The following is a 12307-nucleotide window of genomic DNA, read 5'->3' on the forward strand; positions in this document are numbered from 1 at the left end:
AACACCGCGGAACCGGCTTCGCCGGGCCGCCGGTGTTGCCCCCGGTTGGGGGTGGGCGTCTACACGAAGTGAGAGAGCCTGGGGGCGAGCAACATGAACACCGCGGAACCGGCTTCGCCGGGCCGCCGGTGTTGCCCCCTGCAAGGGGGTGGGCGGCTACACGAAGTGAGCCAACCTGGGGGTGCTACTCAATGGTTGCGCCAGAGGCCTGAACGATGCTGCGCCACTTTTGGTAGTCATTCTTGAGCAGCGTGGCCAGTTGCTCGGGCGTCATGCTCTGCGGCTCCGCGCCCTGGGCGATGATCGCCGCCTTCATGTCGGGCGTCGCGAGCAGCTTGTTCACTTCGGCGTTGGCCTTCGCGACGATGTCCTTCGGCGTACCGGCGGGCATGAAGAGACCGTACCAGGTGCTCACGTCGAAATCCTTGTAGCCCAGTTCCGCCACGCTCGGCACGTCAGGCAGCGAGCTGCTGCGGCGCAGGGAGGTCACGGCCAGCGGGCGCAACTTGCCCGACTTGATCTGGCCCATCGCCGAGGGCAGCGACGACACCATCAGGTCGACGTTGCCGGCCAGCACGTCCATCATCGCGGCGTTGGAGCCCTTGTAGGGCACATGCCGCATCTTGATGTTGGCGGCGGTGTTGAAGATCTCGCCGGCCAGGTGGATGGTCGTGCCGTTGCCGGGCGAGCCGTAGGTGATGGTGTCGGGCGCCGCGCGCGCCGCGTTGACGACATCGGCCAGCGTCTTGAACTTCGAATCGCTGCGCGTGACGATGACCACGGGGGTGTAGGCCACGTGCGCGACGGCCGTGAGGTCCTTGGTGGGGTCGTAGCTCAGGTTCTTGTAGAGCCAGGGCGCGACGACCATGTTGTCCTTCTGGCCCATCACCATCTCGTAGCCGGTGGGTGCCGCACGCACCGCTTCGGCGATACCGATCGTGCCGCCGGCACCGGCCCGGTTGTCGGGCACCACGGTCCAGTGGCTGACTTCGGTGAGCTTGTTCGCGACCAGGCGGGAGAGGATGTCGGTGCCGCCGCCCGGCGGGAACGGCACGATCATGTGGATCGGCTTGGAAGGATAGGTCTGGGCTTGCGCGGCGGCGGTGAAGGCCAGTGCCACGGTGACAGCGCTGATGGCGGTGAGGAGTTTTCGGATCATGGGGGTGTCTCGTCGTTCGGGGTGCCGGCAAGGTGCGGCGCTGGATGCGCCGTCAGTGTGCCGGAACGAGACTGCCCGAGGACTCGCAATTCGAGATGACCGCCGTATCGAATCGCGAGCCCGCCGCGGCGGACCGGGCGTTCAGTGGACGGTGGGCGGTCCGAGATCCTCGAACGGGTCCACGAAGGCCGTGACGATGGGTACGCCGCCGGCGTCCGGGCCGCGTGCATCGGCACGGCGCTGCAGCGCGGCGATGCCGGCCATCATGGCCGCGCCGTAGGTCGGCATCGGGCCTTCGGCGGCGTCGATGGGCCGGCAGTCGGCGCCGTCCTGCTTCTGGAGGACCCAGTAGAAGTGGCCTGCGATCGGCTCGTCGACGACCAGTGCGATGGCTTCGGTATCCATGGTGTGCCCTTTCGAATCACGTGGAGAAGGGTTGTACGCACCATGCGAACCGGCAGATAGCAACGATTTCACGCGGCTGCGGGCGCCATTGCAACAACGGATGCTTGTGTGAAATCGCGCACGCCTGGCGCCTTCGCTGCCGCCCGTCGTGCCCCTTTGCCGCGCGTATTTACGCTTTCTTTACGGCCTCGCGTCGAGTCTGTTCCCCCTTTTTACGCGCTCTTGCCGAGACTGAAGCCCTTGTCTCGCATGCAGGAGTGATTGGATGGACATCGTATGGATTGCCGCGCTGGCGGCACTGTGGATCGTGATGGTCGGCATGGTGGCCGGGCTCTTCAAGCTCGAAACGCCAAGGGGAGAACGTCCGTGATCGGCCTTGAAGTTGTCTACGGATTCGGCGGCCTGATCGCCGTGATCCTGTTCGCCTACCTCGTATTCGCGCTCATCTGCGCGGAGGAATTCTGATGGACGCCTCTGCCTGGGGCCTGCTGGCTCTCTATCTGGTCGTGCTCGGCGTGCTCGCCTGGCCGCTGGGGCGCTACCTCGCCGTTCTGTGCGATGGGCGCCTGCCGAGCTGGATGCAGCGTATCGAAGCACCGCTCTACAAGCTTGCCGGCACTTCGGCCGGGCAATCGATGCACTGGCGCGGCTACGCCGTCGCGCTGTTGGCCTTCAATACGATCGGCGCGCTGGCGGTCTACGGCCTGCAACGCCTGCAGGCGTTGCTGCCGTTGAATCCCGCGGGCATGACCGCCGTGTCTTCGGACTCGGCCTTCAACACCGCGGTGAGCTTCGTGAGCAACACCAACTGGCAGGGCTATGCCGGCGAATCGACGATGAGCTATCTGACGCAGATGCTCGGGCTCACGGTGCAGAACTTCTTCTCCGCCGCGACCGGTATCGTGGTCGCTTTCGCGCTGGCACGCGGCTTCGCGGCGCGCAACACCGACGGCAAGGGCTTCGTTGGCAACTTCTGGGTCGACGTGACGCGGGTCACGATGTGGCTGCTGCTGCCGATTTCGTTCGTGATCGCCATGTTCTTCGTCGGGCAGGGCGTCATCCAGAACTTCGATGCCTACAAGACCGTGACCACCATCGAGGCCACGGCCTACCAGAACCCCAAGGTCGATGCCGCGGGCCAACCGGTCAAGGATGCGCAAGGCAATCCGGTGACCGAAGCCGCGACCACTACCACGCAGACGCTCGCCATGGGCCCCGTCGCTTCCCAGGAGGCGATCAAGATGCTGGGAACCAATGGCGGCGGCTTCTTCAACGCCAATTCCGCGCACCCCTACGAGAACCCGACGGCGCTGTCGAATTTCGTCCAGATGCTGGCGATCTTCCTGATCCCGGCTGCGCTGTGCTTCGCATTCGGCCACGTGGTCGGCGATCTGCGCCAAGGCTGGGCTGTGCTTGCGGCGATGACGGTACTTTTCGTCGCGGCCGTGATCGTGGTCATTCCCGCGGAGCAGGCCGGCAACCCGTTGATCGGTGCGCTGGGCGCGGACCAGGTCTCCAGCGCACTGCAGGCGGGCGGCAACATGGAAGGCAAGGAAGTGCGTTTCGGCATCGCCGCATCGGGCCTGTTTGCCGCCATCACCACCGCCGCGTCGTGCGGTGCGGTCAATGCGATGCACGACTCGTTCACACCGCTGGGCGGCATGGTGCCGCTGGTGCTGATGCAACTCGGCGAGGTCGTCTTCGGTGGCGTCGGCACGGGCCTCTACAGCATGCTGATCTTCGCGATCCTCGCGGTCTTCATCGCGGGGCTGATGATCGGGCGTACGCCTGAATACCTCGGCAAGAAGATCGAGATCTACGAGATGAAACTGACCTCGATCGCGATTCTGGTCACGCCCATCCTTGTGCTTGCAGGCACTGCCGTCGCAGTGATCGCGGACGCGGGCAAGGCCGGTATCGCCAACCCCGGTGCACATGGGTTCTCGGAAATCCTGTACGCGTTCACCTCGGCCGGCAACAACAACGGCAGCGCCTTCGCCGGGCTCTCGGTCAACACACCCTTCTACAACACGCTGCTGGCCATCGTCATGTGGTTCGGACGCTTCGGCGTCATCGTGCCGGTGCTCGCCATCGCCGGCGCACTGGCCGCCAAGAAGCGCCTGCCGGTGACGTCCGGGACCATGCCCACGCACGGACCGCTGTTCGTGACGCTGCTGATCGGCACCGTGCTCCTGGTGGGCTTGCTCAACTACGTACCGGCGCTGGCCTTGGGTCCGATCGTCGAGCACCTGATGCTCTGGAAGTCATGGACATGAAAACGAAAACTTCGCTCTCGCTGCTCGACCCCGTCCTGTTGCGCCCGGCGCTGTGGGCATCGGTCACCAAGCTGAGCCCGCGCGTGCAATGGCGCAACCCTGTGATGTTCATCGTCTACATCGGCAGCATTCTCACGACGCTGCTCTGGGTTCACTCGCTGAGCTATCCCGGCGAGACCGGCATGTCGGCCACCTTCGTGCTGGCGGTGTCGATCTGGCTGTGGTTCACCGTCCTGTTCGCCAACTTCGCCGAGGCCCTGGCCGAAGGCCGCAGCAAGGCCCAGGCGGCCTCGCTGCGCGGACTGCGCAAGGACACCTGGGCCAAGAAGATGGTCGAGCCTTTCCACGGCGGCAAGTGGCTGCCACTGCAGGCGCCAGAACTGCGCCGCGGCGATGTCGTGCTGGTGGAAACGCATGACGTGATCCCGCTCGACGGCGAGGTGATCGAGGGCGTGGCCTCGGTCGACGAAAGCGCGATCACCGGCGAATCTGCCCCCGTGGTGCGCGAGGCGGGCGGCGACTTCTCGGCCGTGACCGGCGGCACGCGCGTGCTGTCGGATTGGCTGGTGGTGCGGATCTCGGTCAACCCGGGCGAGTCCTTCCTCGACCGCATGATCGGCATGGTCGAGGCCGCCAAGCGCCAGAAGACGCCGAACGAGATCGCGCTCACGATCCTGCTGGTCGCGCTGACCATCGTGTTCCTGGTTGTCACCGCGACGCTGCTGCCTTACTCGGTGTTCAGCGTCGGCGCCGTGGGCGCGGGCACGGTGGTGTCGATGACCGCCCTGGTCGCACTGCTCGTGTGCCTGATCCCCACGACCATCGGCGGGCTGTTGTCGGCGGTGGGCGTGGCGGGCATGAGCCGCATGATGCAGGCCAATGTGATCGCGACCTCGGGTCGCGCGGTCGAAGCCGCGGGCGACGTCGACGTGCTGCTGCTCGACAAGACGGGCACCATCACGCACGGCAATCGGCAGGCCAGTGCATTCCTCACTGCGCCTGGCATTTCGCAGGAAAAGCTGTCGCGCGCCGCGCTGCTGGCATCGCTGGCCGACGAAACACCGGAAGGCCGCAGCATCGTGGAACTGGCCCGTCGCGGCGGCACCGCAGACCACGGCGCCGAAGGCGCGCACTTCGTGCCCTTCACGGCGCAAACGCGCATGAGCGGCGTGGATCTGCCGCCTGCACCGAACAGCCTGGACGCTGACGTGGTCGCCCTTCGCAAGGGCGCGGTCGACGCCGTGCGCAAGCATGTCGAAGCGATCGGCGGCGCCATGCCGGCCGAGGTGCTGCGCGCCGCCGACGCAGTCGCGCGCCGTGGCAGCACGCCGCTCGCAGTCGCAGAAGGCAACCGCGTCCTGGGCATCGTCGAGCTCAAGGACATCGTCAAGACCGACATCAAGGAGCGCTTTGCGGAACTGCGCCGCATGGGCATCAAGACCGTGATGATCACCGGCGACAACAAACTCACGGCCGCCGCGATTGCCGCCGAGGCCGGGGTCGACGACTTCCTCGCCGAAGCCACGCCCGAGGACAAGCTGGCGCTGATCCGCCGCTACCAGTCCGACGGCAGCCTGGTCGCGATGACCGGCGACGGCACCAATGACGCGCCCGCGCTCGCGCAGGCCGACGTGGCTGTCGCGATGGGCAGCGGCACGCAGGCCGCGAAAGAGGCCGGAAACATGGTCGACCTGGACTCCAACCCGACCAAGCTGCTCGAAGTGGTGGAAACGGGCAAGGCGTTGCTCATGACGCGCGGCTCTCTCACGACCTTCTCGATCGCCAACGACGTCGCGAAGTACTTCGCCATCATTCCGGCGATCTTCGTATCGACCTATCCGCAGCTTGCCGCGCTCAACGTGATGCGGCTCGCGAGCCCGTCGTCCGCCATCCTGTCGGCGGTGATCTTCAATGCGCTGGTGATCGTGTTCCTGATTCCGCTGGCGCTGAAGGGCGTGCGCTACCGGCCCGTCGGCGCTGCGGCCTTGCTGCGGCGCAATCTGGCGATCTACGGACTCGGCGGCTTGATCGTCCCATTCCTCGGCATCAAGCTGATCGACTGGCTGCTGGTCGCTGTGCATCTGGCCTGAGGATCTCCCATGAAAAACATTCTTCGTCCCGCCCTCGTGCTGTTCGTGCTGCTCAGCGCGCTCACGGGCATCGTCTATCCGCTCGCCGTCACCGGCGCCGCGCGGGCAGTCTTTCCGGCGCAGGCTGCCGGCAGCCTGATCGTTCGCGACGGCGTACCGGTCGGCTCCACGCTGATCGGGCAGAACTTCACTGATCCCAAGCACTTCTGGGGCCGCCCGTCGGCGACATCGCCGATGCCCTACAACGGGGCCTCATCCGGCGGTGCCAACCAGGGGCCGCTGAACCCGGCGCTGGCCGACGCCGTCAAGGGTCGCATCGAAGCGCTGCGCGCAGCCGATCCGGGCAACACGGTGCCGGTGCCGGTGGATCTGGTCACAGCCTCGGCGAGCGGGCTCGATCCGGACATCAGTCCGGCTGCCGCCCGCTACCAGGCACCGCGCGTGGCGCGGCTGCGCAATCTGCCAGTTGCCCAGATCGAGCAGTTGATCGACGCGCACACCGAGTTGCGGCTGTGGGGGCTGTTCGGCGAGGCGCGCGTGAACGTACTGGCGCTCAATCTCGCGCTGGATGCGCAACCTTCGCCCTGAGCCGGAGGAATGGCGCTGATGCGCTAACCTGCGGCGCATCGCCTCATGAACGACGATCTCCGCCCGGATCCCGACACCCTGCTCGCGCAGTTGCGCGCGGACGAACAGCGCGCGCAGCGCGGCAAGCTGCGCATTTACTTCGGCGCCAGCGCGGGCGTCGGCAAGACCTGGGCGATGCTGAGCGCAGCCCAGCGTGAACGCGCGGCCGGGCGCGATGTCCTGATCGGCGTCGTCGAAACGCATGGACGCAGCGAGACCGCAGCGCTGCTCGCCGGACTCGACACGCTGCCCCTGCGCGAAGTCGCCTACCGCGGTCACAAGCTCGCCGAGTTCGATCTGGACGCCGCGCTCGCGCGCAAGCCGGCGGTACTGCTGGTCGACGAACTGGCCCACACCAACGCACCCGGTTCGCGCCACGCCAAGCGCTGGCAGGACGTGCAGGAACTGGTCGCGGCCGGCATCGAAGTGTGGTCGGCGCTCAACGTCCAGCATCTGGAAAGCCTCAACGGCACGGTCGGCGCGATCACCGGCGTGCGCGTGCACGAGACCGTGCCCGACACCGTGCTCGACGAGGCCGACGAGGTGGTGCTCGTCGATGTCACGCCCGACGAACTCACCTCGCGGCTTGCGGCAGGCAAGGTCTACATGCCGCAGCAGGCCGAGCGGGCGGCGCAGAACTTCTTCCGCAAGGGCAACCTCATCGCGCTGCGCGAGATCGCGCTGCGCCGCACCGCCGAGCACGTGGAAGACGACGTGCGCGGCTGGCGCGTCGAGCAGTCCGGCCCGCAGGGCGACGCTGGCCCCCCGGCATGGAACACTTCGGGCGCGATCCTCGCGTGCGTCGGTCCGCACGAGGGGGCGGGCCAGACGGTGCGCACGGCGGCCCGGCTGGCCGGTCAGCTCAACGTGCGCTGGCACGCGGCCTACGTCGAGACGCCGCGCCTGCAGCGCCTCGACGCGAAGCAGCGCGACGGCATCCTCGCCGTGCTCAAGCTGGCCGAGGAGCTGGGCGCGGAGACGGCGGTTCTCACCGGCGTCGACATCGCCAAGGAACTCGCGGGGCAGGCGCAGCGGCTCAATTGCGCGACGCTGGTCGTGGGGCGTCCGGAGCCGGCCACGGGCTTGGCACGCTGGCGTTGGTCTCCCGTGCTGACGCATGATCTGGCGCGTCTCGCGCCGGGCGTGGACATCGTCGAAGTCGCGCGCGCCGAAAGCTCGCGCCGTCTCGCGCAAGTCCGTCCGGGCGTGCGGCGCGGTGAGCTGGAGGTGGAAGATGCCGACCGCCCGCGTGCGCGGTGGCCCGGCTACGCATGGGCGACGGCCAGCAGCATCGCGATCACATTGCTTGCGCTGCCGCTCGCGGGGGTGCTCGAGCTGGCCAACATCGTGATGCTGTTCCTGCTCGGCGTGGTCGGCGTGGCGATACGGTTCGGCCGCGGCCCGGCTGCCTTGGCGGCGGCCCTCAACGTCGCCGCCTTCGACTATTTCTTCGTCTCACCGCGGTTCTCGTTCGCTGTCAGCGACGTGCAGTACGTGGTGACCTTCGGCGTCATGCTGGGTGTCGGTCTGCTCGTCGGGCAGCTGACGGCGGGCCTGCGCTTCGCGGCGGGTGTGTCGGCGAGCCGTGAGCGGCGGGCGCAATCGCTGTTCGAGCTGACGCGCGAGCTCTCCGCAGCACTGGAGAGCGCGCAGGTCGCGGCACTCGGCACGGCCGCGGTGGAAGGGCATTTCGGCGGCCACGCACTGGTGCTGGTGACGGACGCCAACGACCGCCTCGTGATGCCCGACCAGCCTCCGTCCGGCTTCGACCCGAGCGTGGCCGACTGGACCTTCCGCCAGGGTCAGCCGGCTGGACTCGCGACGAGCACGCTGGCGGCGCAGCCCTGGCACTACGTGCCGCTGAAGGCACCGATGCGGGTGCGCGGCGTGCTCGCGCTCGAACCCGCGCAGCCGCGGTGGCTGCTGATCCCGGAGCAGGCCCGGCAGCTCGACACCCTGGCGCGGCAGATCGCGATCGCGCTGGAGCGCGTGCACTACGTCGAAGTGGCGCAGCAGGCCGTGGTCGAGATGGAGTCGGAGCGGCTGCGCAATGCGCTGCTCGGCGCCATTTCGCACGACGTCCGCACGCCACTGACCGCGCTCATTGCGCTGGCGGAGTCGCTTCAGGCGCTGCCGGATCCCGGTGGCGAGCATCGCGCCGTGGCGCGCGCGATCGTCGCGCAGGCGCATCAGCTGCATGCGCTCGTCAGCAACCTGCTCGACATGGCGCGGCTCGAAAGCGGCATCGCCGGCGGCGCCGTCAACCTGCGGCGCGACTGGCAGTCGGTAGAGGAGGTGGTGGGATCGGCCATTCGCGCGGCGCGGCCCGCGCTCGGCGACATGGCAGTGCAGACGGCCTTGCCGGCAGATCTGCCGCTGGTCGAATTCGACGCGGTGCTGATCGAGCGTGTGCTGGTCAACCTTCTCGAGAACGCTGGCAAATACGGCGCGCCGCCGGTCGTTGTTGGCGCTCGCGTCACCGACAGCGCGCTGGTATTGAGCGTGCGCGATCACGGCCCGGGCCTGCCGTCGGCACTCCTGGGGCGCGAGCGGACCCTGTTCGACAAGTTCACGCGCGGCCAGGCGGAATCCGCCACGCCGGGCGTCGGACTGGGGTTGGCGATCTGCAAGGCGGTCGTGAGTGCGCATGGCGGCGAGATCGCGGCCGCCAATGCCGTGGGCGGCGGGGCAGAATTCACCGTGACGCTGCCACGTCGCGCACCGCCGGTGCCGTTGGAGGCATCGGAACCGACCCGAATTTCCGCCTGAAACCGCCATGCCCAGCCCCACCGCCATCGTGATCGAGGACGAGCCCCAGATCCGCCGCTTCGTGCGCGGTGCGCTGGAAGCCGAAGGCTGGCAAGTGCACGAGGCCGGCTCGCTGCGCGATGGCCTCGCCGCCGCCGGCACGCGCCAGCCCGATCTGGTGGTGCTCGACCTGGGGTTGCCGGACGGCGACGGGGTCTCGCTCATTCGCGACGTTCGGGGATGGTCGGGCGTGCCGATCATCGTGCTCTCGGCCCGTACGGACGAGGCCGACAAGATCGCGGCCCTCGACGCCGGCGCCGACGATTACCTCACCAAGCCCTTCGGCACCGGCGAACTGCTGGCCCGCGTTCGCGCCAACCTGCGCCGGCCGCGGGCGGCAACTGGCGGCGAGGAGCCCGAGCCCGTGTTTCGCTTCGGCGAGATCGAGGTGGACCGTACCGCGCGGTTGGTGCGGCGCGGGGGTGCCGAGGTGCATCTGACGCCGACCGAGTACCGTCTGCTGTCGGTCCTTGTCGCCAACGCGGGCCGGGTGTTGACTCAACGCCAATTGCTGCACGAGGTGTGGGGGCCTTCGCACGGCGAGCAGAGCCACTACCTGCGCATCTACATGGGCCATCTGCGGCAGAAGCTGGAAGCCGATCCCGCGCAGCCGCGCCACTTGCTCACCGAGACGGCGGTGGGCTATCGGCTGATGGCTTGAGCGTGCTGCCCCGTGGCGCGTGGCCGCGCGCGAGCAGCACGATCGCCACCCCGCCGAGCACGAGCACCGAGGCGATCACCAGGCGCAAGCTTGCGGTTTCGCCGAGAAGGGCCACGCCGCCGAAGGCCGCGATGACAGGCACGCTCAACTGAACGGTGGCGGCGCTGGTCACCTTCAGGTCGCGCAGGGCGGCATACCAGATCACGTAGCCGAGGCCGGAAGTCAGGATGCCCGAAGCCAGCCCGTACCCGATGCCCGCCAAGCTCCAGTGCATCGAAGGCAGCGTCGCGGCGCTGACAGCCAACGCCAGGGGCGCGGCGCGGATGAAGTTGCCTGCGGTGGCGTTCGTGGGGTCGCCGGCGCCCTTGGCCTTCAGCGAGTAGATCGCCCATGCCACGCCGGCCGCCGCCATCAACAAGCCGCCGCCGAGGGGCGGTGCCGACAGGCCGGGCAGCAGCAGGAAGACCAGGCCGCCGACAGCCAGGACGAAGCCGGCAAGCTGCGCCCGTGTGAACTGCTCGCCCCGGGACAGCCCCCAGCCGATCATGCTGAGCTGCACCGCCGCGAAGAGCAGCAGCGCACCGGTGCCCGCCGACAGGTTGAGGTAGGCGAAGGAAAAGGCTTCCGCGTAGGCGAACAAGGCCAGGGCCGCAAGCCAGCCGCCAGCGAGGCGAGTCCCGCGCGGCGCGCGTTGCGATGCGATGAACCAGAGCACCAGCGCGCCCGAGACCAGGCGCACGGAAGTGAAGGTCGCAGCGTCGATGCCGGTATGCAGCAGCGCCAGCCGGCACAGCAGCGAGTTGCCGGCGAATGCAAACATCGCAAGCGAAGTAAGGATGACCAGATTCATCGAGCGCCATGGAAGCCGATGGAAGTGCGATTGGAACACCGGCGCCGAATCACGGAGAATCTTTGGCTACCCGACCGCCGCCGATTCATGTCCGATATCCCCGAACCCTCCCGTCTCAACAAACGCATGGCCGAGTTGGGCCTGTGCTCGCGCCGCGAGGCCGACGACTGGATCGCGCAGGGCTGGGTCAAGGTCAACGGCCGGGTGGCGGAGATGGGCGTCAAGGTGACGCCGACCGATCGCATCGAAGTCGACAAGAAGGCGCATCACCAGCAGCAGCAACAGGTCACGATCCTGCTGCACAAGCCCATGGGCTACGTGAGCGGGCAGGCCGAGGACGGTCATGAACCGGCGGTGGTGCTGATCAATCCGCGCACGCACTGGCGCGAAGACCCGAGCCGCAACCGCTTCTCGCCGCCGCAACTGCGCGGTCTCGCGCCGGCCGGCCGGCTCGATATCGATTCGGTGGGGTTGTTGGTGTTGACGCAGGACGGCCGCGTGGCTCGCCAGTTGATCGGCGAGGACTCGGGGATCGAAAAGGAGTATCTGGTGCGTGTCTCCTACGGACCGGTCGCGCAGAACTCGCAGGCGGCTTTTCCGCGCGAGGAACTCGCGAAGCTGCGCCACGGCCTGAGCCTCGACGGCCAGGCGCTCAAGCCGGCCGGTGTCGATTGGCAGAACCCGGAGCAGTTGCGCTTCGTGCTGACCGAAGGCAAGAAACGCCAGATCCGCCGCATGTGCGAACTCGTCGGCCTCAAGGTCGTCGGCCTGAAGCGCATCCGTATCGGCAATGTGGTGCTGGGCAACCTCCCGGTTGGCCAATGGCGCTACCTAGGCCCCCAAGAACGCTTCTAGGCCGCCTTCAGGTGCATGTTTTGTTGTGGGAAGGGTGCATGCCTTTGGCCTTGGCGTCGGCTTCGGTCAGGTACTCGCCCTTCTTGGTCTTGCCGTAGTAGCGATCGCCCATGCAGTGGTAGACCTGGGTTTCATCGTTGGCCCAGACCTTGCCCGCGCCGCCGCCGGGTGCCGCCGTCATCTTGGAGGGGTCTGGCGGCATCGTCCTGGCTTTGGCCGTGGTCGCGGCGGGTGCAGCCGCCGCGGCGGCCGGGGCGGCTGCAACTGGCGCCGCAGCCGCTGGCGCAGGTGCCGCTGCAGCGCCCTTGGCGTCCGCCTTCCCATACCAGGTCTTGATGCCCTTGTGGCCATGGCAGGCGCCCGACTTGGAGTCGGGCGCCGCATAGCTGCCATCCTTGCACTGGACCGTGGTCCCGGCCGGTGCGTCCGGCGGGAGTTGTTGTGCCTGGGCGCTCCAAGCGCCCAGCATGCCGGCCACGGCCAGCGTCGCCCTGAGGGAAAACTTCATCCCGACTGCTCCTGAAACGATGTGTGACTAGACGAGGCCATGTTGCGGGGCCGAACCCAGCAGAAGCT

At 67.8% G+C, this 12307-nt stretch carries 11 protein-coding genes; 7 read left to right on the top strand and 4 right to left on the bottom strand.

What is annotated here, in order from left to right; genetic code table 11:
* Window positions 1-184: 184 nt before the first annotated feature.
* Both AC1DHL_RS27720 and AC1DHL_RS27725 read right to left on the bottom strand, forming a co-directional pair.
* Window positions 185-1159, bottom strand: coding sequence for a Bug family tripartite tricarboxylate transporter substrate binding protein (locus AC1DHL_RS27720; protein WP_478164074.1), 975 nt, complete (start codon window positions 1157-1159; stop codon window positions 185-187).
* A gap of 141 nt (window positions 1160-1300) precedes the next feature.
* On the bottom strand, window positions 1301-1564 hold the full coding sequence (locus AC1DHL_RS27725) for a hypothetical protein (protein ID WP_478098822.1): 264 nt from the start codon (window positions 1562-1564) through the stop codon (window positions 1301-1303).
* Window positions 1565-1930: 366 nt separating this feature from the next.
* Between AC1DHL_RS27725 and kdpF the strand changes: the two genes are divergently transcribed.
* From kdpF to kdpE, 6 genes are read left to right on the top strand one after another with little or no spacing between them, the layout of a single operon-like run.
* Window positions 1931-2029, top strand: a complete 99-nt coding sequence (kdpF, locus tag AC1DHL_RS27730) for a K(+)-transporting ATPase subunit F (protein WP_478098820.1) — start codon at window positions 1931-1933, stop codon at window positions 2027-2029.
* A complete protein-coding gene (kdpA, locus tag AC1DHL_RS27735; RefSeq protein WP_478164075.1) occupies window positions 2029-3840 on the top strand; it encodes a potassium-transporting ATPase subunit KdpA in 1812 nt (603 codons plus the stop codon). The genes kdpF and kdpA overlap by 1 nt, the downstream gene beginning before the upstream one ends.
* Window positions 3831-5930, top strand: a complete 2100-nt coding sequence (gene kdpB / locus AC1DHL_RS27740; RefSeq protein ID WP_478164076.1) for a potassium-transporting ATPase subunit KdpB — start codon at window positions 3831-3833, stop codon at window positions 5928-5930. The genes kdpA and kdpB overlap by 10 nt, the downstream gene beginning before the upstream one ends.
* A gap of 9 nt (window positions 5931-5939) precedes the next feature.
* Window positions 5940-6518: a potassium-transporting ATPase subunit KdpC gene (gene kdpC / locus AC1DHL_RS27745; protein ID WP_478098814.1), complete on the top strand. Its 579-nt coding sequence runs from the start codon at window positions 5940-5942 to the stop codon at window positions 6516-6518.
* A 45-nt stretch (window positions 6519-6563) separates the two neighbouring features.
* Entirely contained in the window at window positions 6564-9326 is a 2763-nt protein-coding gene (locus tag AC1DHL_RS27750; RefSeq protein ID WP_478164077.1) for a DUF4118 domain-containing protein, read from the top strand.
* A 7-nt stretch (window positions 9327-9333) separates the two neighbouring features.
* Complete coding sequence (gene kdpE / locus AC1DHL_RS27755) at window positions 9334-10026, top strand: two-component system response regulator KdpE (protein WP_478098811.1); 693 nt, start codon at window positions 9334-9336, stop codon at window positions 10024-10026.
* On the opposite strand, the gene AC1DHL_RS27760 is transcribed toward kdpE, so the two are convergent.
* The gene (locus AC1DHL_RS27760) at window positions 9989-10876 is read right to left on the bottom strand and encodes a DMT family transporter (RefSeq protein ID WP_478164078.1); all 888 of its coding nucleotides are present in this window, start codon (window positions 10874-10876) and stop codon (window positions 9989-9991) included. The two genes, kdpE and AC1DHL_RS27760, sit on opposite strands and share 38 nt — an antisense overlap.
* An 87-nt stretch (window positions 10877-10963) precedes the next feature.
* Between AC1DHL_RS27760 and AC1DHL_RS27765 the strand changes: the two genes are divergently transcribed.
* Entirely contained in the window at window positions 10964-11731 is a 768-nt protein-coding gene (locus AC1DHL_RS27765) for a pseudouridine synthase (protein ID WP_478164079.1), read from the top strand.
* Window positions 11732-11738: 7 nt separating this feature from the next.
* Here the strand turns inward: AC1DHL_RS27765 and AC1DHL_RS27770 are convergent, their stop codons facing one another.
* Window positions 11739-12239, bottom strand: a complete 501-nt coding sequence (locus AC1DHL_RS27770) for a DUF3761 domain-containing protein (RefSeq protein WP_478164080.1) — start codon at window positions 12237-12239, stop codon at window positions 11739-11741.
* Window positions 12240-12307: the final 68 nt, after the last annotated feature.

It is taken from the genome of Variovorax sp. 10L426, assembly GCF_056395305.1.